The 21,783-nt window shown below is 68.3% G+C and carries 19 protein-coding genes and 9 pseudogenes; 18 read left to right on the top strand and 10 right to left on the bottom strand.

The window, feature by feature from the left end:
* Nucleotides 1-294, bottom strand: a pseudogene (locus ACIOHC_RS35490) (transposase); the annotation flags it as partial.
* Between the two features lie 50 nt (nt 295-344).
* Here ACIOHC_RS35490 and ACIOHC_RS35485 point away from each other — a divergent pair.
* The 4 genes from ACIOHC_RS35485 to ACIOHC_RS35470 all read left to right on the top strand — a co-directional run bounded on the left by ACIOHC_RS35485 (nt 345) and on the right by ACIOHC_RS35470 (nt 2,596).
* Complete coding sequence (locus tag ACIOHC_RS35485; RefSeq protein WP_351086508.1) at nt 345-749, top strand: helix-turn-helix domain-containing protein; 405 nt, start codon at nt 345-347, stop codon at nt 747-749.
* On the top strand, nt 746-1,063 hold the full coding sequence (locus ACIOHC_RS35480) for a hypothetical protein (protein ID WP_401845545.1): 318 nt from the start codon (nt 746-748) through the stop codon (nt 1,061-1,063). Before ACIOHC_RS35485 ends, ACIOHC_RS35480 begins: the two co-directional genes overlap by 4 nt.
* Before the next feature lie 32 nt (nt 1,064-1,095).
* On the top strand, nt 1,096-1,947 hold the full coding sequence (locus ACIOHC_RS35475) for a class I SAM-dependent methyltransferase (protein WP_351086510.1): 852 nt from the start codon (nt 1,096-1,098) through the stop codon (nt 1,945-1,947).
* A gap of 136 nt (nt 1,948-2,083) precedes the next feature.
* Nucleotides 2,084-2,596, top strand: coding sequence for a DinB family protein (locus ACIOHC_RS35470; protein ID WP_351086512.1), 513 nt, complete (start codon nt 2,084-2,086; stop codon nt 2,594-2,596).
* Between the two features lie 7 nt (nt 2,597-2,603).
* Here ACIOHC_RS35470 and ACIOHC_RS35465 read toward each other — a convergent pair.
* Together ACIOHC_RS35465 and ACIOHC_RS35460 are read right to left on the bottom strand one after the other, a co-directional pair.
* Nucleotides 2,604-3,727: pseudogene (locus ACIOHC_RS35465) on the bottom strand (IS630 family transposase).
* Nucleotides 3,728-3,835: 108 nt separating this feature from the next.
* Entirely contained in the window at nt 3,836-4,258 is a 423-nt protein-coding gene (locus ACIOHC_RS35460) for a hypothetical protein (RefSeq protein ID WP_365693332.1), read from the bottom strand.
* Between the two features lie 102 nt (nt 4,259-4,360).
* Between ACIOHC_RS35460 and ACIOHC_RS35455 the strand changes: the two are divergent.
* From ACIOHC_RS35455 to ACIOHC_RS35445, 3 genes and pseudogenes are all read left to right on the top strand, one after another.
* Nucleotides 4,361-5,005, top strand: a pseudogene (locus ACIOHC_RS35455) (IS3 family transposase); the annotation flags it as partial.
* Between the two features lie 529 nt (nt 5,006-5,534).
* Nucleotides 5,535-6,323 carry a transposase gene (locus ACIOHC_RS35450; protein WP_401845540.1) on the top strand — a complete coding sequence of 263 codons (789 nt, stop codon included), beginning with the start codon at nt 5,535-5,537 and terminating at the stop codon, nt 6,321-6,323.
* Nucleotides 6,324-6,330: 7 nt separating this feature from the next.
* A pseudogene (locus ACIOHC_RS35445) lies at nt 6,331-6,540 on the top strand (integrase core domain-containing protein); the annotation flags it as partial.
* Here ACIOHC_RS35445 and ACIOHC_RS35440 read toward each other — a convergent pair.
* The 3 genes from ACIOHC_RS35440 to ACIOHC_RS35430 all read right to left on the bottom strand — a co-directional run bounded on the left by ACIOHC_RS35440 (nt 6,509) and on the right by ACIOHC_RS35430 (nt 9,469).
* Nucleotides 6,509-6,715, bottom strand: a complete 207-nt coding sequence (locus ACIOHC_RS35440) for a serine hydrolase (protein WP_401845539.1) — start codon at nt 6,713-6,715, stop codon at nt 6,509-6,511. The pseudogene ACIOHC_RS35445 and the gene ACIOHC_RS35440 sit on opposite strands and share 32 nt — an antisense overlap.
* Before the next feature lie 342 nt (nt 6,716-7,057).
* Nucleotides 7,058-7,216 carry a hypothetical protein gene (locus ACIOHC_RS35435; protein ID WP_351086519.1) on the bottom strand — a complete coding sequence of 53 codons (159 nt, stop codon included), beginning with the start codon at nt 7,214-7,216 and terminating at the stop codon, nt 7,058-7,060.
* Nucleotides 7,217-7,588: 372 nt separating this feature from the next.
* On the bottom strand, nt 7,589-9,469 hold the full coding sequence (locus tag ACIOHC_RS35430) for an alpha-L-fucosidase (protein WP_401845537.1): 1,881 nt from the start codon (nt 9,467-9,469) through the stop codon (nt 7,589-7,591).
* Nucleotides 9,470-10,486: 1,017 nt separating this feature from the next.
* Between ACIOHC_RS35430 and ACIOHC_RS35425 the strand changes: the two genes are divergently transcribed.
* The 4 genes from ACIOHC_RS35425 (at nt 10,487) to ACIOHC_RS35410 (ending at nt 15,674) form a co-directional block, all read left to right on the top strand.
* The gene (locus ACIOHC_RS35425) at nt 10,487-10,840 is read left to right on the top strand and encodes a hypothetical protein (RefSeq protein WP_401845535.1); all 354 of its coding nucleotides are present in this window, start codon (nt 10,487-10,489) and stop codon (nt 10,838-10,840) included.
* Between the two features lie 388 nt (nt 10,841-11,228).
* Complete coding sequence (locus ACIOHC_RS35420; RefSeq protein ID WP_351086525.1) at nt 11,229-11,486, top strand: hypothetical protein; 258 nt, start codon at nt 11,229-11,231, stop codon at nt 11,484-11,486.
* A gap of 438 nt (nt 11,487-11,924) precedes the next feature.
* Nucleotides 11,925-14,360: a lamin tail domain-containing protein gene (locus ACIOHC_RS35415; RefSeq protein ID WP_401845533.1), complete on the top strand. Its 2,436-nt coding sequence runs from the start codon at nt 11,925-11,927 to the stop codon at nt 14,358-14,360.
* Between the two features lie 711 nt (nt 14,361-15,071).
* Nucleotides 15,072-15,674, top strand: a complete 603-nt coding sequence (locus ACIOHC_RS35410; protein WP_401845531.1) for an FAD-dependent oxidoreductase — start codon at nt 15,072-15,074, stop codon at nt 15,672-15,674.
* Between the two features lie 30 nt (nt 15,675-15,704).
* Here ACIOHC_RS35410 and ACIOHC_RS35405 read toward each other — a convergent pair.
* Nucleotides 15,705-16,425 (bottom strand): annotated as a pseudogene (locus tag ACIOHC_RS35405) (IS6 family transposase).
* Nucleotides 16,426-16,501: 76 nt separating this feature from the next.
* Here ACIOHC_RS35405 and ACIOHC_RS35400 point away from each other — a divergent pair.
* The 3 genes and pseudogenes from ACIOHC_RS35400 to ACIOHC_RS35390 form a co-directional block, all read left to right on the top strand.
* Nucleotides 16,502-16,884 (top strand): annotated as a pseudogene (locus tag ACIOHC_RS35400) (DUF6415 family natural product biosynthesis protein).
* 110 nt (nt 16,885-16,994) lie between these two features.
* The gene (locus ACIOHC_RS35395; RefSeq protein WP_351086933.1) at nt 16,995-17,189 is read left to right on the top strand and encodes a hypothetical protein; all 195 of its coding nucleotides are present in this window, start codon (nt 16,995-16,997) and stop codon (nt 17,187-17,189) included.
* A gap of 380 nt (nt 17,190-17,569) precedes the next feature.
* Nucleotides 17,570-17,725 (top strand): annotated as a pseudogene (locus ACIOHC_RS35390) (aldo/keto reductase); the annotation flags it as partial.
* A 141-nt stretch (nt 17,726-17,866) separates the two neighbouring features.
* Here the strand turns inward: ACIOHC_RS35390 and ACIOHC_RS35385 are convergent.
* The 3 genes from ACIOHC_RS35385 to ACIOHC_RS35375 all read right to left on the bottom strand — a co-directional run bounded on the left by ACIOHC_RS35385 (nt 17,867) and on the right by ACIOHC_RS35375 (nt 19,557).
* The gene (locus ACIOHC_RS35385; protein ID WP_351086931.1) at nt 17,867-18,013 is read right to left on the bottom strand and encodes a hypothetical protein; all 147 of its coding nucleotides are present in this window, start codon (nt 18,011-18,013) and stop codon (nt 17,867-17,869) included.
* A gap of 41 nt (nt 18,014-18,054) precedes the next feature.
* Entirely contained in the window at nt 18,055-18,996 is a 942-nt protein-coding gene (locus tag ACIOHC_RS35380; protein WP_401845529.1) for a hypothetical protein, read from the bottom strand.
* Nucleotides 18,997-19,386: 390 nt separating this feature from the next.
* Nucleotides 19,387-19,557 carry a hypothetical protein gene (locus ACIOHC_RS35375; protein ID WP_351086927.1) on the bottom strand — a complete coding sequence of 57 codons (171 nt, stop codon included), beginning with the start codon at nt 19,555-19,557 and terminating at the stop codon, nt 19,387-19,389.
* Here ACIOHC_RS35375 and ACIOHC_RS35370 point away from each other — a divergent pair.
* The 4 genes and pseudogenes from ACIOHC_RS35370 to ACIOHC_RS35355 form a co-directional block, all read left to right on the top strand.
* Nucleotides 19,527-19,905, top strand: a pseudogene (locus tag ACIOHC_RS35370) (transposase); the annotation flags it as partial. The gene ACIOHC_RS35375 and the pseudogene ACIOHC_RS35370 overlap by 31 nt on opposite strands.
* A 532-nt stretch (nt 19,906-20,437) precedes the next feature.
* A pseudogene (locus ACIOHC_RS35365) lies at nt 20,438-20,689 on the top strand (helix-turn-helix transcriptional regulator); the annotation flags it as partial.
* A gap of 156 nt (nt 20,690-20,845) precedes the next feature.
* Nucleotides 20,846-21,334, top strand: coding sequence for a DUF6083 domain-containing protein (locus ACIOHC_RS35360; protein WP_401845526.1), 489 nt, complete (start codon nt 20,846-20,848; stop codon nt 21,332-21,334).
* A complete protein-coding gene (locus tag ACIOHC_RS35355) occupies nt 21,307-21,720 on the top strand; it encodes a hypothetical protein (protein ID WP_401845524.1) in 414 nt (137 codons plus the stop codon). The genes ACIOHC_RS35360 and ACIOHC_RS35355 overlap by 28 nt, the downstream gene beginning before the upstream one ends.
* Nucleotides 21,721-21,783: the final 63 nt, after the last annotated feature.

Below are 21,783 nucleotides of genomic sequence, written 5' to 3'. Positions count from 1 at the left end.
GTGAACCACGCAGGTCTGGACAATCGTGGGAGGCCGGACGGTCTCCACCGCCTCGGGCAGGCCCTTGAGGCCATCGCAGATGAGCATGAGCACATCGTCCAGGCCGCGGTTCTTCAGCTCGGTGAACACGTGCAGCCAGTACTTCGCGCCCTCACCGCCGTCGCCGGCCCAGACCCTCAGGATGTCCCGGGTGCCTTCCGTGGTCACGGCCATCACGACGTAGACCGGCCGGTTCGCGACCTGCCCGTCCCTGATCTCGACGTTGATGGCGTCCACGAACAGAACCGGATAGACACCTTGATTTCCACCGATGGTTGCGAACGCTCAGGAAGGAGATCGTTCGCATGCCTCGCGGAGGAGCCAACCGCAAGCCGACGGCGGCCAGACAGCGGTACTTCGAGCTGGTGCGCCAGGGTCTGAAAGGGGCCGGAGCCGCCCGCCAAGTGGGTGTATCCACCAGCTGCGGATCCAAGTGGTTCATCGAAGCTGGAAGCGTGATCATCCCAGATGCCTCCGTGGCACCACGCTTCCTCACTCAAGACGACCGCATCGCCGTCGCCGACGGCCTGCGCGCCGGAAAGGCTCCCGCCACGATCGCCGCCGCGATCGGGAAGAGCACGTCCACCGTCTACCGGGAGATCGCCCGGGGCGGGAAGGACGACGACAGCTACGACCCCTGGTGGGCGCACAACCCGCGATGCTCGACCGCGAACCAGAGACGGTCACCGACCGGCCAGGGCTGCTGGTGATCTCCGACAAAGGCTTCGCCTCCAAGGAGTTCGAGGCCGACCTGGCCTTGCGGGGTGCCGAGTTGCTGAGGCCGTCGTTCAAGCGCGAGAAGAAGCGCAAGGGCGAGAGCCTCCTGAAGTCGGTGCGGCAGCTGATCGAGTCGGTCAACGACACCCTCAAGGGCCAGCTCGACCTGGAACGACACGGAGGGCGGACGTTCGAAGGCGTCGCCGTCCGCGTCGCCCAGCGCATCCTCGCGATGGCCGCCGCAATCTGGCACAACCACAAGACAGGTCAGCCCATCACACGATCGCTGATCGCCTACGACCACTGATCACATCGGAATGATTCGTCTAGGCTGGCGCGGTGACTGATGAGCAGGAGCGGGTGCGGCCGTCGGGAGTGTGGGCCACGGCGGTGGGGGTGGCCAGAGTGCGGGCGCTGGAGACCGAGCGGGAGAACGCGCTGTTCCGCGACCCACTGGCACAGGCCTTCGCCACCGCCGGCGGCCTGTGGCCCTCCTCGCCGCCGCTGCCCGATGACGAGGCCGCGCGACGCCGTCGGCTGGCCGTGTCGTTCTCCATCGTCATCAGGACGAAGTTCCTCGACGACGTGTTGCAGCAGGCCTCCGCGTCCGGGGTCCGACAGGTCGTGCTGCTCGGCGCCGGCATGGACAGCCGGGCCTTCCGGATGGACTGGCCCGAGGGCACCCGGCTGTTCGAGGTCGACACCGCCGCCCCACTGGACTTCAAGGCTTCGGTGCTGCGCCAGGAGCGGGCCGTCGCGCGCTGTGAGCGGATCACCGTCGCGGTGGATCTGCGTGAGGACTGGCCGGGCGCGCTGGCCGCCGCAGGGCACGACACGGCCGTGCCGACTGCGTGGATCGCCGAAGGACTACTGATCTATCTGCCCGAGGATGCGGTGGAGCTACTGCTGGCCCGGATCAGCACGCAGTCGGCGGCAGGCAGTCGGATGGGGCTGACATTGGGCTCGCGCGGTGTGATCGAGCGCTTCGGCGAGGCCGCCGCGCCGGGATCGGCGGCGTCCATGTGGATCTCGGAGATGCCCGACGACCCGGTGGTCTGGCTGGCCGGGCACGGCTGGGAGGCCGACAGCCACACCCTGCGCGAGCGCGCGGCCGCCTACGGCCGCCCGATCAGCACCCCGCCGCAGCGCGAGGAGTGGCCCGGTGGACTGATCTCGGCGGTCCGCCGGTAGAGCGCCTCCGGGTTCCCCAGATGATCGATTCCAAGGGGGCCTGATGAGTGAGCTCTCTAGTGCCGCATCAGGCAACGTTCGCCCTGTAGTGAGGCCCAGCCTGTCGAGGGCTTCGGCCGCTGGCGATAATCAACCGATGAGCGCCATCGATCGCCCTATGCCGCCTCTGAACGCCGACGAGCGCACGACGCTTGAAAGCTGGCTCGATTTTCATCGCGCCACACTGGCCATGAAGTGCGAGGGCCTGGATGATGAGCAGGCCGCCGTGGCGTCCGTGCCGCCGTCCGGCTTCACGTTGACCGGCCTGGTCCAGCACATGGCGGAGGTGGAGCGGAATTGGTTCCGCCGCGTGTTCGCCGGAGAACAGGCTCCGCCCATCTACGACCCGCAGGCTGACCGGGATGGCCCCGACGGTGGTTTCGATGTGGCTACGGGCGCCGCTCTGAGCGACGCCCTCGCCACTTGGCGCGCGGAGATCGCCCGCGCCTGTGAACACTGCGCTGAGCATGCTCTGGCCGATACAGGTCGCTTCATGGAGCAGGAGGTCAGCCTTCGCTGGATCTACGTCCACATGATCGAGGAGTACGCCCGCCACAACGGTCACGCCGACTTGATCCGGGAACGCATCGATGGCGCTACCGGCGTGTAGCGCCGGATCAGGCAGTGTTGGCCCTGTCGACGACGGCGCGTAGGTGCTGGTCGTGGGCATGGCGGTTTCGCCAGATGACGTAGCGGCGGATCATGCTGCCCTGCTCCTTGTGGCCGGCGTGGTCGGTGCCATCGAGGGTGAAGCAGCGCAGCGCGGTGAACTGGGCCTCGATGCGGTTGAGCCAGGAGCTGGTGGTCGGGGTGTAGGCGATCTCGACGTTGTTGTCCGCAGCCCAGGTGGCGACCCGCTGACATCTCTTCGTGGTCAGGTGCGGGGAGAAGTTTTCGCAAACGATCGCGATGCGGACCTGCGGCGGGTAGAGGCTGCGCAGGTAGCGGCAGAATTCCAGGAACTGCGTCCGCCTCTTGACCGGCTTGATGTGGCCGTGAGCTTGTCCTTGGTCAGGTCCAGGGCGGCGAACAGGTGTCGTACTCCGCCGTAGCGGTTGTAGGTCGCCCGGCGCCGTCGCGGTCGGGGTTCTTGTGCTTGCCGGAGCGTTCGGCCCACTGCCGCCCGGGATGCGGCATCAGTTTGAGCGGCCCGAACTCGTCTATGCAGAAAACGACTTCGGGCTCACCCTCTTCGGGTATGACCTCGCCGTCGGCGATCGCGTAAAGGTGCTCGACCCGTGCCTTCTTGACCGCGTAGTCGGGGGGCGCGGGAGGTCTTCCAGGTCTTCAGGCGTTGAAACGAGACGCCTTCCTCGCGGAGCAGGATGCGCAGGCCCTCGTGGCTGATGTCGTCGACCACCCCCTCAGCGGCCAGGAAGTCCGCCAGCTTTGTCAGGCTCCAGGTCGAAATCGACAGGTCGTGGTCGGTCGGCTTGGACTTCGCGATCTTCTTGATCTCGCGCCGCTCAGGTAGGGTGAAGGTCTTGGGCCGACCGCCCTTGTACTTCGGATACAGCGAGTCGAAGCCGTCGGCGTTGAAGTTGTGGACCACATCCCGGACCCGGCCCGCGCTGGTGAACGACACCTCGGCGATCCTCGCCACCGGCATGCCCTGCGCGGACAGCAGCACCATCTGGGCCCGCCGCCAGGTCACCACCGAACCGGTACCTCTGCGGATATTCCGCAGTAGCCGCCGCCCCTCATCGTCATCGATCTCTCGGACGCGCACTCGTTCTGCCACCCGGATAGAATGACGCCCACACACCGTCCACCACGGCACCCGGACGGCACGTCACATCACAGCGAAGTTGTCTGACGCGGCGCCAGGAGATCCCCTCGGAAGATGGGCTCACGACTTGGGGAGCTCCCCTCGCTGGGTGATGATCCGCATCCACCCCTCCAGGGTCGCGACGAACTCGCCAAGATCGGAAGTGGTGTAGGAGGCCCGCTCATGGTGCCAGTCGGGGTCGAGGACGACGACGCGGAAGCCGCAGCCGCCGTACCAGCCGGCGTCTATGTTGATCTCCCGGGCCCGCAGCCCGCCCTGCTCCGCCACCTCTTGCTCAGTTAGCCACGGTGGTTGTGCGGTACGCGCCCAATACAGGTCCTCGGAGTCGTTGGCCTCGACCCTTCCATCCGGCAGGCGCCGGGCCGACAGTTCGTTGTAGATGACGTTCCAACCGGCCGGGACACGCAACGGGAGCAGATCCCAGTCCTCGGAAATGGCCACGGTCAGCGGGGAATTGGGTGGAAGCTGAAAGATCGGATCCATGCGCCGACAGCATAGTGAGTCAGGCGTGCGTCCCTAGATGCGCGGGTGGAGCCCGGCTCGGCCCCCACCCGCGTCGAAGTCTGCGTCAGTCAGTGCCGGGGCGCCGACTTCGGTGTCAAGCGGATCTGCCGGGTGCTCGGGGCGTCCCGTGCCGGCTACTACCAGCACCTGGCCACCGAGCAGGCCCGCGCCGAGCGCCGGGCCGAGGAGAAGCGGACCGTCAGCGAGATCCGCGCCATCCACGCCGAACACCATGGCGCCTACGGAGCCCCACGTGTCCATGCTGAGCTGCGTGCGAGGGGGCGAAGGATCAACCGCAAGCGTGTGACGCGGCTGATGCGGATCAACCGCATCGTCGGCCGTCACCTGCGGAAGAAGAAGCGGACGACGATCGCGGACAGGACCGCGCCGCCCGCTCCGGCCTGGTGATGCGCGACTTCACCGCGTACACGCTGAACACCAGGTGGTGCGGCGACATCACCTGCACAGCCGTCGGCGCGACGTGGCTCCGCCTCGCCACGGTCATCGACATCTGCTCGAGGAAGGTGGTGGGCTGGTCGATTGCCGACCACATGCGCACCTCCCTGGTCATCGACGAGATCGAGATGGCCGTTGCCGCCCGCGGCGGCCGGGTCCACGGCGTCGTCTTCCACACCGACAGGGGCACCCAGAGCGGCCGCCTTCGCTGACGTCTGCAGTCGCCACGGCATCCGCCGCAGCATGGGCCGGGTCGGCTCGAGCTATGACTGTGAGGATGGGGTCACCGTCGCCGGGGCGGCCTGACTGGTGTTATGACTGACCCCTCGGGTGTCTTTGCTGTTGGTCTGTCGGTCACTCCGGCGGCGGGTGTGATGCGGGCCGTCGACCGTGCGGGCAGTGACCGAATAGGAGCCTGTTGCCCCCAGGCACTCGTCACAGTCCTGTCCTCCCGCCCAGCCGACGGTCTCGCGCTGACCGCCGCTTCCGGGAGGGGAACCGACAGCCATGACCAGCATCCTGCAGGCCGAACCGATCGGGAAAGTCGTCGTCGGAGTCGACACCCACAAGTACATCCACACCGCCGTCGCCGTGGACGTCGTCGGCGGGGTCCGGGGCACTACCAGTGTGTCCTGTCCGTCGACTGTGGCGGCCATGAACAACTCGACACCTGGGCCCGCCAGTTCGGCCAAGTCCAGGCCTTCGGCGTGGGGGGCGCCGGCTCCTACGGCGCCGGACTCGCCTCCCACCTGCGCAGACACGGCCACAAGCTGGTGAGGTCAACCGACCCGACCGGCGGGTGCGCCGCCAGCGCGGCAAGTCCGACCCCATCGACACGGAGAACGCCGCCCGCGCGGTTCTGGCCGGCACCGCCACCGCGACTCCCAAGAGCGGCGAGGGCACGGTCGAGATGAGCCGCCACCTCAAGATTTCCCGCGACGGCGCGGTCAAAGCTCGCACCCAGGCCATGGTCACCCTCAAGGCCTTGATCGTCACAGTCCCCGACGAGCTGCGGCAGCAACTCCAGGGCCTGCCGAAGATGACCCTCATCGAACGATGCGCCGGCCTGCGGCCGGGCCCCGTGACCAGCCCAGCAGCCTCCGCGAAGCACTCCATACGCGCCATGGCCCGCCGCTGGAAAGATCTCCACGACGAGGTCAAGGAACACGACGTTCTGCTGGGGCAGCTCACCAAGGCCCACGCGCCCGACCTGGTCGACGCCTTCGGCATCGGCACGGACACCGCTGCCGAAGTACTGGTAACCGTCGGCGACAACCCCGAGCGCATCCGCTTCCAGGCCGCGTTCGCCAAGCTCGAAGGCGTCTGCCCCGTCCCAGCCTCGTCCGGCAGGACGAACCGGCACCGGCTCAACCGCGGCGGCCACCGGCAGCTGAACTCCGCGCTCTACCGCGTGATGATCGTCCGCATGCGCTTCCACCAACCCACCATCGACTACGTCGCCCGGCGCACGGCGGAGGGCAAGACCAAACAGGAGATCACCGCTGTCTCAAGCGGTACCTGGCCCGGGAGATCTACCAGTACATCAAGGCCAAGCAACCACCTACGAAAGCGATTCGACGAACTATAGGAGCGTCAATGCTCTCGCCGAGCCGTTCTTCCAGGGCCTCAAGCGCGAGTTGCTCCACGGGAGGAGCTGGACCTCCAAGGCACAGGCCCGGCTCGAGCTGTTCCGCTGGCTGTCGTACTGCAACCGGCGCCGTCGGCATTCCGCGCTCGGCCACCTCACACCAGCCGAGTTCGAACAGCAACTGATCACGTCACGTACGCTGTCACTCGTTGCATGAAACCCGGTGTCCACTCCTGGGGATCAACCTCAGCGAGGACGAGCGCCACCGTCGCAGTCACGCCCTTGCCGGTGGAGGCGCTGTAGAACGGGATGTCCGAGGCGACCGTACGGCCGCTGCCGGGATCGGCAACACCCGCCACCGCGTCCACCACAAGCTCACCGTGCTGGTACACCGCGACCTGGATAACCAGCTCGGCGCCCGACTACACCAGCTGGTCAATGGCCTGTTGCACAAGCTTCCGCATGATGTTCCCTCTCGATCTTTGGCTGCGGCTCTTGTGGGAACCATTCACCCGAGAGTCGGCACCAACGGTGGGATCTTGACATCTGCACAGCACTACTCGGCGCTGCCCGACCACCAGCTGGCCATGCCCGGAATGGTCTGGGACGAGAACCCGAACGAATGGGCGCATGCGCCCGCCCATTCGCGGCCCGCACTGGTGACGCTGGCAGGCGGAGGGCCGGGCGCGGCTGGAGGATGCCGTGCCCGAGGAGGTCGCCCGTGTCACGGCGCTCTATGCGGCCCGGCTGGAGGAGTTGGAGGCCACCGGCCCGTAGCGGTCGGTGTCTTCGAGGGCCAGAGGGAGCGCGGCCACGGCGGTGGACCCGGCATGCCTCCGCGGCTGGAGATGAGCAGGCATCAGCGCCCGCGCCAGGCGGGCGATCTGCTCCACGTCGTGACTCGGCCCGCAGGCGGCGCTGGACGGCCCAGAACCGGTCCGCTTCCTGGGACGTGTAGAAGCAGTTCTGCTCGGCAACCAGGGCGGCTGCCGCGCCCGTAGGGCGCTGAGAAATCGTCGCAGCCGGCCTGCGATCTGCTCGGGCGACCAGCACAGGGCCAACTTGGTTGCCACCTGCCACCAGTGCGCGCAGGGCGGGCCGTTGGGCAAGCTTGGTCGCGGTGTCGCGGTGTCGCGGTGTCGCGGTGTCGCGGTGTCGCGGTGGGCTGGTGGTGAGGATCTACTGGTTCCCGCACTGTGCCCGGCGATGACAGGGGACGCCGCCCGGCGGCGGATGCCGTCGGGCGGTGCCTGGGGCGGGCGGCCTCAGCTGTGGTTCTTGGGGTACATGAAGCCGACCTGCACCTCGTCGATCTGGAGTTGCCTGTAGAACTTGGTCACGGTGGGTTCGGCCCAGGTGTCGGCGACGTCGAGCTTGAGGTAGCGGGTCTTCAGGACCGGGCCGCCAGGCTCGCCGAGGTCGATGAAGCGGACGCCCCGGGCGCTCTCCAGGATGCCTTCCTTCACCTGCCGCCAGTGGACGCCGTCATCGCTCGCGGAGATCGTGTAGTCCTTGATGCGTGCGGAGTCCTCCTTGCGGCCGAAGGTCTCCCGGTTGTGGGTCGGGGACCACTCACGCTGGTTGATGCCGAGGTAGGCGGCCTTGCGTACCTCGCCGAGGTCGAGGGTGAAGGAGGCAGGTAGCTGGCCCTTGTTGTCGGTGTAGGTGGTGAAGTCGCCGTCGGTCAGGGCCGGGTCGTCGGCTGTGACGGTGCCCGTGGGATAGATGCCCTGGCGGTGGCTGGTGGTCTCGACCTTGAAGACGGTGTCGTACGGGTCCCAGTCCTGGACCGATCGGATCGTGAGGGTGCCGTTGTACTGGTCGAAGGGGATCTTCTTGCCGGTGCGCAGGTCGGTGATCCGCTTGACGCGGTGGCCATTGTCCCGGATGTTCACCTGGCCGCCCGTGGTGGGGCGGGTGGTGACGTGGATGTACTGGGTGGTGTCCGGGTGGACACGACTGACGGTGGTGTAGCCGTACGCGCCGTCGTTCCAGGCGCCCGGCTGCATACCGCCGTACATGAAGCCGCCGCCGTCCACGCCGTGCAGGGATTCCCAGATGGGCGGAAGGTAGTCCTTCATCAGATCGATGAACTTCTCCTGTTGCGGCGGGAACTTGCCGTCGACCATGGCGGTGAAGTCCATCAGGGAGCGGATGGAGTTGCCTGCGTTGGCGATGTATCGGTCGACGTTGAGGTCGGTGGCGACGGGCCGGTCCTTGCCGTCGTACCACCAGGATCCGGAGTTCGGGACCTTGTAGCAGGACTCGGCCAGGCGCGGCATCGGGGTCCAGATCGCCGAGGGCTGGTCGTAGGCCGGGGTCATTCCGGTCTTCTGCTCGTGGGACACCATGTCCATGATCGAGGTGTCCTCGTTGTTGTTGCTGAGCGTCATGTCCGGACGCGTCTCGTAGATCTTCTCGTACAGGTTGTTCTGCAGCCAGTACTCGTTGTTGTTGTCGATCCAGAAGCCCGCGAGCTTCGGGTAGTTGTGCATGACCTCGAAGAAGTTCTCGTAGGAGAACTCGCCGAAACCGGGGCGGGTGGTGAGGTCGACGTCACGGCCCTTGTAGGCGGAGTAGGCGGCCGAGTCGAGGGTCTCGAAGCCCTGTTCGTCGTGCCATTTGGGGTCGTCGGTCATGTAGAGGATGGTCTTGAGGCCCTTGGCCTCGGCGGCGTCGATCAGCTCACCGAGGATGTCCCGCTTGGTGGAGCAGGAGCCGGGGATCTTCGACGGCCAGGGGCGGGCGTAGCCAAGGCGGGAGTGGAAGGTGGCGAGGACGATGTAGCTCGCCTTGATCTTCTTCGCCTCCTCGATCCAGTAGTCGGGGGTCCAGCCGCCGTCGGTGACGGCCTTCTCCCATGACTCGCACGTGTCGTACTTGGGTGCGGTGAACATGCCCCAGTGCAGGAAGAGTCCCGCAGTGGCGTTGCGGAGCATGGCCTGGCGAGGCGGGTAGGCGGGCGCGGTGGCGGATTCGGGGGCCGCGGGGGCGGCGTCCTGGGCCTGGGCGGCCGGGGTGGCGGTCAGGGTGAGTCCGGCGAGCAGGGAGAGTACGGCCGCCGACAGCACTCCGTGTCTGCGGCGGCCTACGCGGACTCCAGGACCGCGCACCTGATGCGTTCCGGTGGGGGTGGTGCGATTCACGCGTTCACCTCTGTTCCGTTGACGAACACTTTCCTGAGGACCAGATCCGGGGCGAACCCGATGATGTTCGGGTTCGCCGTGTCGGTGAAGTCGCAATGCTCGATGTGGATGCCGAGGAACGGGTCGGAGCCACAGACGTCGAACCAACGGTTCGGGAAGTGCGGCGGGTGGATACGGGCAAGGATGCGGGGGCCTGGCGCGGGGCGTTCCGGCCGACGGGCTCGGCGTCGGGTTGCGCGGCGGCGCCGGCCCGGTCGGGCAGTGCCACGGCCATGGCGGCCGAGAGGGTGGCGGCAGCCTTGCGGTCGTTCGTCTGGACAAGGCGCGTACAACGACGGTCACCTTCCTTGGAACGTGTGGGGGATGTCGGTGGGGGATGTGGTTTGTCCACGCGGCCCGGTCGTCCTTGCCACGGGTCACCAACTGGGTCGGATTGACGAAGCGCAGCGCGGCAGACCCTAATTTTTTCATCGGATGAATTGCGGCCGGTCACTCCACGGACGCAAGGAACAGCGTCGAGTGCAACACCGTCGACGCCCCAGCATGACAGTCTTCGGGTTGGGGTCGGGTACCCGGATTGAGGTGCGAACACGGCGGCTCCTACGGACGTCGGCGGGGGTAGTTCCGATAGGGTGAGACGACGCTCTCGATCCGTGTGCTCGAACAAACTCCTGCGATACATCGGATCTGTCAAGGCGGTACACCCAGACTCGATCACTCAATTCACGAATCACCAGGTCAGCGGGGAGCGTCTCGGGCTCGACATCGCCCTCCCTCGACATCATCCGGGCCGGCGCTTCCTGCGGGAGTCGGCCGAGGACGTGCCATCGATCCCCTCAAATGATCGCAAGGCCCCACGCGGCGAGCGCGAGCGAGCTGCCGATCCGCCCGGAGGTCAACCAGAGGCCGTGCTCCGTGCCGGATCAGGACGCGCGCAGGTGGACCAGCGCCGCGTTCCAGGGTGCCCGCGCAGGATCCGGTAGCCCAATTGCTCCCGGCGCCGCACCGGACGCCTGAATGCCCGTAATCTCCCAGATCGCCGACGGGTCGGGCGGGGCCACGAGCGAGGCGCGGTCGCTCCGATGCGGGTGGAACCCCGAGACGCGGATGAACTTTGAGCAGCCCACCGTCCGGACCGCCGCCGGGTTCGACACCTTCGACCTGACCGTGGACCGGGTCATTGACTCCGACCCCGACCTCAGCCGGTACGAGTGGAAGGACGTGGACGAGTACGCGCACGTGCGGCGGCCCGGCACCGGACACCAGGCCGTTGACGACGCCCGCCCCCAGGCCCTTGCGGTGCTCGCCGGTTGCTCGGGCCAGTTCGAGGCTGCCGCCGAGCGGAGGTCCTGGCGCTGGAACCCGGCCTGATTCAGGCCGTGCCCGTCCCGGCGTGCTGAGGCTCCGGGACCGGCGAGCGGTCCGCGCTCCTGACCGTCAACACCACCGTGAGCGCCCCCGAACCGGTCGGCCGTTGACCGGCCACCGTGGCCCGGGACAAGCCGGGTGACCCCGGGGCAAGCCCCTCCGCGTGGCGGCCTGCCCAGGCCGCGGGGTGGCGCGTCGGGCTGGGTGCTGCTCGTGCCGGACACTCCGACGCTGGACTCGAGGAAGCCGAACAGCGGCTGAGCGTCCCGCTCGAAGGCACCGTGAGCTGCGCTCGGGACCCCGCCCGGGTAGTGCGGACCTGTACGCCCCGGCTGGACCGGCTCGCCGGAGTCTCTCCCGCAGCCTGCAAGTGATCTCGAACATGCCGCCGATGTCGAAGGTCGAGCTGTACGCGGCGATCCGGCGCGATCCCTGCGCGGGCAAGCAGCAGGTCCGACGCGGAGCGGGCACGGTGCAGGGCCCTGGTCATCGGTTTCTCCTGGGAACGCGAGCGCATCATGAAGTCGGCGAACGCTTCAACCGGCGGCGGCGCGGCACCGGGAACAGCGTCGATGCGACGCCGTCGGCGGCCGGCCACGAGCCCCTCGGCTTGATCAGTGGTCATGGCCAGGGCGTGACCGGTGAATAGGGTTTCCAGGGCTTGGGCGCGGGCTGTGGGGCAGTGCCGGATGCGCAACGGCTTCCCTCCTTATGAGCATGAGGGCGGCCCGCCCAACTCCATTGGCCGCCTGTCAGAGGCAATACGCTTGCGCACCCGCCGCACCCGCCGCACCCGCCGCACCCGCCGCACCCGCCGCACCCGCCGCACCCGCCGCACCCGCCGCACCCGCCGCACCCGCCGCACCCGCCGCACCCGCCGCAAGTCGCCCGGACGTCGTGATCCGACAATGACGTAAATTCCGGCGAACAGTCGGGAAACGCTTGGCTTTTCACGTATGAGACGGCTTGTTGTGTGCGTATCTACGCGCGTATCTTGAGCCCGACTTTCGGTGCTTCTCCCTCAGAACCCGTACATCACGAGTCCATACCTGACGTCCGCAAGCACATCCGCAAGAAAGAGCTCACCGTGCCGCCTTTCATACCCCCGGCCCTGCGCGGCCGACGTGCCAAGGCCATTGCCATTGCTCTGCCCATCGGTCTCGCCGGGTCGCTCATCGCGCTGCCGTTCACTGCGCAGGCGACCGCGTCCTCGGATGCCGTCATCTCCGAGGTCTTCGGCGGCGGCGGGAACGCCGGTGCCAATCTCACCAATGACTTCATCGAGCTCGGCAACGCCGGCGACGCTCCCTTCGACCTCACCGGCTGGTCGGTCCAGTACTTGAGCGGCTCGCCCACCGCCACCTCCAAGTGGCAGGTCACCGAGATCAAGGGAGCCATCCCGGCCGGTGGCAACTACCTCGTGGAGGAGGCCAAGGGCGCTGGCGGCGACACCGCGCTGCCCACCCCCGACGCGGTCGGCACCATCGGCATGTCGGCGAGCAGCGGCACCGTCGCGCTCGTCCACTCCACCACTCCGCTGGCCTGCCTCACTGCCGCCGACTGCGCCGCGGACAGCAGCATCAAGGACCTGGTCGGCTTCGGCACCACCGTCGTAAGGGAGACCTCGCCCGCCACCGGCGCCGACAACACGCACTCGGTGAGCCGCGATGCCGTCTTCACCGACACGGACAACAACTCCGTCGACTTCTCCGGCTCGACGCCGAGCCCGCGCAACAGCGCCGGTACGGGCGGCGACGGCGGCGGCGGGGACCCGTCCCCCACCCCCTCGCCCACCGACACCACCCCCGGTGACGTACGCATCCACGACATCCAGGGCGCCACGCGGCTCTCCCCGTACGCGGGCAAGAGCGTCACCAACGTCCCCGGAGTGGTCACCGCGATCCGGGCCACCGGTACTTCGCGCGGCTTCTGGATCCAGGACACGAAGCCGGACAGCGACCCGGCCACCAGCGAGGGTGTCTTCGTTTTCACCGGCTCTTCCACCCCGCAGGTGAAGGTGGGCGACTCGGTACTGGTCTCCGCCAAGGTCACCGAGTACTACCCGGGCGGCAAAGCCTCCGGCTCGCAGTCCGTCACCGAGCTGAGCGGCCCGACGACCACCGTCCTGTCCTCCGGCAACGAGGTGCCCGAGCCCGAGGCGATCGACGCCAAGACGCTGCCCCGGGCCTACGCGCCGAACGCGGACGGCGGCAGCATCGAGCCCCTCGAGCTGGAGCCGTCCAAGTACGCCCTGGACTGGTTCGAGTCCCGTGAGGGCATGCTGGTGCAGGTCAAGGACACCCGGGTGGTGGGTGCCACCAACACGTACAACGAGACCTGGATCACCACCAAGCCCGAGCAGAACCCGACCCCCAGCGGTGGCACCGTTCTCACCGGCTACAACGACCCGAACTCCGGGCGCCTGCTGGTCGGTTCGCTGACCGCCGACCAGCTCAAGGCCAACGTCGGTGACACTCTCACCGGTACGACGGCCGGCCCGCTGGACTATGCCAACTTCGGTGGCTACAACATCCAGGCCACCACCCTCGGCAAGGTCAAGTCCGGCGACCTCAAGCCGGACGTGGCGAAGCCCGGCAAGGCCAACGAGCTCTCCATCGCCACGTACAACGTGGAGAACCTTGCCCCGCAGAACCCGCAGAGCAAGTTCGACCAGCTGGCCCAGGGCATCGTCAAGAACCTCGCCACCCCGGACGTCGTGAGCCTGGAGGAGATCCAGGACAACAACGGCGCCACGGACGACGGCACGGTCGCCGCCGACCAGACGCTCGCCAAGTTCACCGACGCCATCAAGAAGGCCGGCGGCCCGGCGTACGAGTGGCGCTCCATCGACCCGGAGAATAAGACCGACGGCGGCCAGCCCGGCGGAAACATCCGTAACGTGTTCCTCTTCAACCCGAAGCGCGTCAGCTTCGTGGACCGTCCGGGCGGCGACGCCACCACCCCCGTCAAGGTCGTCGGCAGCGGCAAGAAGGGGATCACCCTGTCGGCCTCTCCCGGCCGTATCAACCCGACGTCCGATGCCTGGAAGAGCAGCCGCAAGCCGCTGGTCGGCGAGTTCACGTTCCAGGGCCAGCAGGTCTTCATCATCGGCAACCACTTCAACTCCAAGGGCGGCGACCAGCCGACCCACGGCGTCTTCCAGCCGCCGACGCTGGGCTCCGAGACGCAGCGCCTGTCCCAGGCCAAGGAGGTCAACACCTTCGTCTCCAGCCTGCTCGCCAAGGACAAGAACGCCAAGGCCGTCGTTCTCGGTGACATGAACGACTACCAGTACTCCACGCCGCTCACCACGCTCACCCGGGGCGGTGTCCTCACCGACCTGATCAACAGGCTGCCGGTGGGCGAGCGGTACAGCTACGTCTACGACGGCAACTCGCAGACGCTGGACCACATCCTCGTCACCCCGGGGATCCACAACCCCGGGTACGAGCTGGTCCACGTCAACGCGGAGTTCTCCGACCAGACGAGCGACCACGACCCGCAGGTCGTTCGCATCAAGTAACGCGAAGATCCCAGTGATTTGTGGCGTGCACGCGTTCGACGCGTGCGCGCCACACGTGCGTTCAGACACGCTCAGCCGCTCAGATCGCCTTGCCCGGGTCGAGGACGACGTGCGGGCTGAAGACGGACTTCGGCCGCCGCTGCGGAGCGAGGCTGTCCGGGGCGCGGTTTTTGAGTTGCCCGTGAATGCCTGCCGCTCGTATGAGGGGACGTGTCCAGGTGGGGAGTGGGTAGAGCCGGCATCGGCGGTGGGCTGTGCCGTCGTGGATTTTGACGGTGGCCGCTGTTGCGCTGATGTCGAAGCCGCGGATAAGCGCGAGCCGGCTGAGTCTGCCCCGGTGGCCGCGTGGATGGTCAGGGCTGTGACGTGCAATGGGTGCGCCACCGTGGCCAGTCGGGCGGTGAGGACGTCTGCTGGTGTGCGGTCATGTGGCGGTGCTCCGCTTGTCGTGGAGGCGAACTCGGGTGCGCCTTGGCATCGGGTGTGTGCGGGACGGTCTATGACCATGTCGGCGGGCGGCGTCTGAGGGGTGATCCATTGCCCATCGCCTTGTCGGTGTGGCGGTTCCGGAGAACGCTGCGGCCCGGCGCTTCTCGTGTAGGTCGGCGGGTGCCTTGTCTGGCTCGGAGCGATACGGGCTTGGGGGAGGGGGGCGATGAGGCGGTGCGGGGTTTCTTCGAGGGGTGTTCTCAGGGCGGGGGTGGCCTGCCGGTGCCACAGGAGGGTGAGGCGGATGCCGCACCGCTCGCGGAGGGCGAGCAGTTGTCCCTGGCGGGCGGTGGTGAGGCGGCCGGGCGCCTCGCCCACCAGGCACGGCGCGGCGCGGAGTACGGCGTGCGGACCGGTCCGGTGACGGTCGACCTCACCGCTGTGAGGGAGCGCAAGCGGGCGATGGTCACGGGAGCGCGGGAGAACTATGCGAGCCGCCTGACGCAGGACGGGCTTGACCTGATCGAAGGCGAGGCCCATTTCACGGGGCCCAAGACGATCGAGATCGCCCTGAGGGGCGGTGGGAAGCAGGAGATCAGCGCGCCGGTGATCGTCATCGACACGGGCACCAGGCCCAAGCCGCTGGCGATCAACGGCGCGCAGAACGTCCCTGTCCTGGACTCAACGTCGATCATGGAGCTGGGTGCACTCCCTGAGCACCTGATCATCCTCGGCGGGGGCTACATCGGACTGGAGTTCGGGCAGATGTTCCGCAGGTTCGGCAGCGAGGTCACGATCGTCCAGACCCGTCCGCGCCTGATGACGAGAGAGGGCGACGACGTCTCCGACGGGCGCTGTCACGTTGTTGGGTGTGTGGGTGTCTGATGGTGTGTCGTGGCATGGTGAGGCCTGTGCTCAGGCCGTGGTGGACAGACCGGCGGTGCCGGTGACCTGCTCCCAGGTGGTGAAGCGGTGCTGCCTCTCGGTGCGGTAGCCGGGGGCGGTCATCAGATGGCGGCGGGGCCGGAAGTGCGGTGAGATACCGCTGAACGCGGACAGGAACCGCTGCGCCCCGCCAGCGGAGCGGAAACCCTTCAATCGCACGTTCACGCTGCCGGGTGGGCTGGTGGCTGTTCTCCGCCCGGTTGTTCAGCCCCTTGTGCGAGCGGTGCTCGACCGAGGGCATGACCTCGCGGTGAGCGGCGCCGTAGGAGCGGAGCCTGTCCGTGACGACCACCCGCGGCACCGTACGGGTCGTCTTCACCAGACGACGGAAGAATCGCCTGGCCGCGGTCTTGTCCCGCCGGTTCTGTACGAGGAGGTCCAGCACCATGCCGTCCTGGTCGACAGCCCGCCAGAGGTACTTCTGCTCGCCGTTGATCTTGACGAAGACCTCGTCCAGGTGCCACTTGTCACCAGGCCGGGGCCGGCGGCGGCGCAGCGAATTGGCTTACTGCTGCCCGAACTTCAGGCACCAGCGGCGGATGGTCTCGCAGGAGACGACCACGCCGCGCTCAAGCATCAGCTCCTCGACCTCACGGAAGCTGAGCGGGAACCGGAAGTACAGCCACACGCAGTGGGAGATCACCTCGACCGGGTACCGGTGACCCCTGTACGACGGCGACGCGCTCCCCACGGACGACTCCCCCTCCACCGTGATCAACCGCCCGCGACCACACGACGCCAGCGAGGCACCGATGAGCAGTACGCACATGGTCCTCCACGACCCCGAAGGACGCCTCGAAGCGGAACTCCCCTCGATCGGGAGCTCCACAAGTGCCTGGTCAAAGCCGTGCTGGGATGGACCGGCAACCCCGGCCTACCGCCTGCGGACCTTCAGCAGATCGTGCTGCTGCTCACCGGAACCGCCCGCGCCGTCGCCGCCGACGTCCGCCGCGCCGCGGACCTGCTGCCCGAAGACCACGCCGCCCGCGCCCTCGCCGACGTCGTCCTCGAGGAAGCCGACCAGCGCCTGTCCGTCCCGCTGGAAGGCACCGCGCGCTGCGCCCAGGGCCACGCCCGGCTCGTACGCGCCCTGTACGAGCGCCTGGACCGCCTCGCAGGCATCGCACCCCAGACCGTCACGACCCCCTGAGACCACCGCGCACCCGGCCGGGACCGATCTCCCGGGTGCGCGGTGCACAGCACCACACCCAGCCCAACCCGGGCCGGGAGAGCACCACTCGCTGAGATGAAGGTGAGCGGATGACCAGGACCGATGAGTTGCCGGCGGTTGGCGACGAGGTGATGGAGGGCAGGGTCCGTGCGATCGTCACCGACATCCGGGGCGGTGTCATCTGGCTGCGTACCACCGGGCGGGCGGAATGGCCGGCGGAGAACCCGACGCAGCTGAAGGTGAGGCGGACCCGCGCCGAACTGATCGCCGCGGGGGATCTGTGAGAACCCGCCGCAGGAGCGGGCCGTGGCCCGCCCAAGAACCCCGCTGCCCGCGCCTCCCCCGTCACGGGCAGCGGCCGGAAGCGGTGTTCTGGAACCCTCCCCGTGATGGGTTCCGGGACACCGCTGCGTTCCAGTTCTGGCGGTGTCATGCCCGGCCGGAGCCGGGTCAGCGCCGCATGCGAGTCACGGTGAGGGTGCCGTGCCGGCCGCTCTCGGCCAACACCTCGACGACCATGTCGGTCTCCGGTCTCCACCCGCGTGTACGTCTCCCCCCTGTGCCCGGCGGTCTCCCACCACGGTCGAACTGGTCAGGGCAGAGCCGATACGTGCAGCGAGAACGGGCTCAAGCCGGGCCGGCAACCGGACCGGCCCGCCCGCAGATGTCGGTCGCGCTGGCTTGGCTGATGCAACGCTCGCCGAACATCCTGCTCATCCCCGGTACGTCGTCCACCGCCCACCTGCGCGAAAACATCGCAGGCGCCGGACTCTCTCTTTCCGACGAGGATCTGGCCGAACTGGATAGCATCGGCCACTGAGTAACACACAGGTCACCGACCGAGACCAGGCAGTTCCTTCCACTCGGACTATCGGGCAGACCATAGGAGTATGATCACAGCGCGGATGCTGCGTTTCCGCAGGTGATCGCGGCAACGATCCGATGATCTAAACGAAACGGCCTACCCCTGCGGTGCGGCCCGTCGCACTGCCAAGTAGTCGGACCAGTTCCCGCCGGCGAGGGTGGCCCAGCGTTCGGCTGTCTTGGGGTGGATGCCGAGCAGGTCGGCGATGACCATGGGCGGCAGGTCTACCAGGGCGTCCATCATGGCGGTGTTCCGTGCTGCGCGGGCGGGCAGACCGTGGTGTCTCAGGGTGTCGGCGAGGCCGAGGGGGTTGCGCGGGCGTCCGGGGCTGTGACCGGGCAAGAGATATCGGCGCCTGGCCGTGTTGCTGTGCCGGGGGCCGTGCTGGAGCTGATCGTCGATAAGACGGGCGAGCTTCGGCGGGAGCACGAAGGGGTGCTGGTTGACCGCCAAGTAGGTGTGCTCCTGGTCGCGGCTGATGTGGTCCTCGGGAGCTCGACGATGCGGGTCAGGGGAAGGGCGTAGAGACGGATGAGAGCAGCCGCGACCCAGACGTCCAAGGGCAACGCGGTGTCGTTCAAGCAGCGCAACAGCTCGTTTCGGGCCTCGTCCTCGGCTTGGAAGTGGCCGAGGAGTTGCGAGGCTGGGTGCTCGATGCTCAGACCGGGCGGGCAGAGGCGTCGTGCGGTGCTCCAGCGGAGGAATGGGTTGGAACGGGAGCGCAGAGTTGGCCTGTCGGTCGCCCAGGTGTCCGGATGCGGCTGCTGGAGTCGACGGAGGCTCAGGTGCTGGGAGTCGAGCCAGTTCAGGAAGTCGATGGCGGCCAGCACGTTGCCGCAGTCGCCTTTGTGTGCGGCGTAGGTGTAACGGCCTCGGGCTGAGCGTCGGCGGGTGTCGCGGATGATGTGCCACTCGGCGAACGGACGAATGAGATGGGCGTGCCGCGCTGGGAGTTCGGCCACGGTCCGTGCGACCCAGTTGGTGAGCAGGGCGAGATTCTCATCGCGTGGCGGCAGGATGCCAGCGGTGACGAGCAACCCGCGCACGTAGGCGGTGGCAGCCCGTTGGGGCAGCGTGTCGAGGGATTCATGGTTCAGCGCTCCAGGATCGAGGACCAGGCGCCCCAGGAGACGGGCGGCGGGGCTTCGGCGCAGCCACTGCAGGACGCGGTAGGGGTTTTCCGCGCCGGTCAGCACGACGGCGAGGGGTTGGAGTGGCTGGGCCATGCTTGCGCCGTCTACGGAAAGCAGATCGGTCACGCGGGCGGCCAGGGTGCAGCGGGGACAGCGGTGGCCGGAGGGGAGGTCCGCCGGTTCACCGCAGGCCGAACACTGTTCGACCGGTTCGTCGGGGAACGTGCATGCCTTGCACAGGAAGGTTCCCTCGGCCGTCTGACCGATCAGAATGCGATGTCGACTGCACGAGGCGCACGGCGCAGGGGTCGACAGAACTGCTCGGTAGCAGGAGTCGCACACCGGCCCTCGCGGCCAGAAGACCTTGACCTTCGCCACCTGGCCGCACAGGGCACAGGCGCACGGCCTGCCGCAGCTGGTAGCGCAGCCGGTCGACCAAGGCCCGGTTCTTGTCCAGGTCGGATATGTCGCCGCCAGGCATGGCTACGCCTCGGTCGGCTTGTGGGCGTGCTTGAGCGCCATGCGGGCCTCGACACGGTCGCCGACGTCGACGGAATCCCAGAACGGGTGCGTGGACACGGTGATGCTGAGCTCCAGCAGCCGCGCCCGGAAATTGGGATCGGCTGGAGCCGTTCTTACCTCGTGGTGGTGCACGTGGGGGTCGGTGGAGTGATCAACGGGGTGCTGTACCGGGTGCGGACGGGCGTGCAGTGGCGGGATCTGCCGGAGCGGTTCGGGCCCTGGGAGACGGTCTATAAATGGCATCGCCGCTGGTCAGCGGATGGGACGTGGGAGATGCTGCTGTCGAAGGTCCAGGCCGCCGAGGACGCCGCGGGCCGGATCGACTGGGACGTGTCGGTGGACTCAACAGCGGTGCGGGCCCACCAGCACGCGGCAGGCGCGAGGAAGGCGCCGCCGGCCGCGGTCCCTCAAAAGGGGGGCCGGGCAGGGGACGAACCAGGGCGATCCGGCGCTGCGGAAACTGGCCGCCCGGCTGGAGGATGGTGGCCGCCGCGCAGGCGGCGCAGACGTCGGCGAGCCGCCAGAGGCGGCCGCCGTGTTCCCGGGTGAGGACGAGCAGGACCGGACCGGAGCAGCCGCGGTGACGCGGATGCCAGCTACAGCCGCGCGCGTCGCACTGACAGGTACGCAGATGCTGGGGCAACGCGTCGCGGCGTGCGTGCCGGGCCAGGTGGACCAGTGCCTGGGCGCCGCAGCCCGCACGGGCGGGGTGCCGGGCGGGCACTGCGGGCAGTGGAGCGACGGTCCGCCGCGCCCCGGGCGCAGTTCCACGGTCCAGGTGCGCTGCACCACTGGATGCGTCGTGCACAGCCTCATGAGGCGCGCCTTCCTCCTACCTTCGTCGGGTACCAGTCCGTGCCCCGCTTGTGCGGGTGGGGGAGCGGGGTGCTGGCCGCACACCGTAGTGCAGACCTTTGCCCTCGTGCGCGGTGCGGCGACCTGCGGAAATAGGGCAGAGGTCTGCACTGGCAGGGCAGGGGTCTGCACCTTCGGATGGGGGAGTGACACCTTCCCGCCCGACCCGAACCTCACCGCCCTCCGCCCGGAGCTCGCGCGGCTGAGGAGCGAACGCGGCTGGACCTACGACGAACTCGCCCGCCGCACCGGCCTGGCCGGGCGCACTCTCATCGAGATCGAGCAGGGTCGCACCATCGGATCCCTCAAGACCTGGCACGCCCACGCCCACGCCCTTGACGTGCCCGTCGACCACCTCTTCGGCGCCCTCTGCGAAGGGCACGAGCCACCCGCCGGGTCCGCCGAATAGCACCACTGGCACTGGTGCTGAGCATCACCCGATCCAGTCACCGACGGGAGCTCCCGTACGAGAAGTCGTACACCTGTCCCGCCCGGTTGAGCCATCCGCAGGACATTCCGGCACGCTCACCGCAGCCGCGGCGCGGCGCCTGTCACCTTCGCGGCCATGTCCTCCACTGCCTCATCCGGCCGCCGATGGGACGGAACCCCCAACCGCCCCCACCACCGCCAGCGGGCCCTGTGCGTCGCCTCCGACAGCCCCACCCGCCTCGTGCACAGCGCCCAGCCCAGCCGCTGCTGCGACTGTGGCAACCGCATCGACTGGCACACCCGCCCTGACGCCCGCCCCGTCAGCCTCCACCCGCAAGAAGTCGACGCCACCACCGTTCCGGCCGCCAGCCGCTGGCACGTCAGCTCCGGCATCGCCCACCCCGCCCACGACGGCACCCCCTGGTGCCGCATCCCCCACCTCGCCCTGTGCCCCGCACACACCGCCCCCACCCCGCTCACCCCTCAGATCGCCGCACTGCGCCGCCACCTCGCCCTGAACACCCGCCGGCTCCTCGACAGCGGCACCTTCACTTCACCGACACCGGACACAGCCTCACCCGCAACCGTCCCAGAACTGTGCCGCCCGGCCCGGCCCGGCCCATAGTCCTGGTCCTCCACGCCCGCTACCTCGCCGTCCAGCCCGTCGACACCATCCAGCGCGTAGCCCAGACCCGGCTCCGCCACCGCTGCACCCGCCCTGTCCTCAGTCTCGACGCACCGGCCGGCACATGGACACTTGTCCTCGCCACCGGACGACGCGGACAACTGACCATCCCCGACGGCCTGATGGCCGTCTACGACCTCACCCACCTCACCTACGCGGAACAGCTGCGCTGGCACCACCAACGCTGCCCCGACCGCGCCGCCGCCCCGGGCGCAGCCGACCTCGCCCTCTGCGACTGGGAAGCCTTCGACCCCCTGCTGCACCACCAGCACATCCACAACCGCCTGCCCACCACAGCCCGCCACCGCACCCAGGCACGGGCCTGAGAACTGCACACGGCCACGCGCAGTCGAACTTCACCGAGACAGTGCTCCGAGGGCCCGTGCCGC

The organism is Streptomyces sp. NPDC088252, from assembly GCF_044740965.1.
Lineage (GTDB): Bacteria > Actinomycetota > Actinomycetes > Streptomycetales > Streptomycetaceae > Streptomyces.
This window is presented reverse-complemented; position numbering and strand designations above follow the sequence as displayed.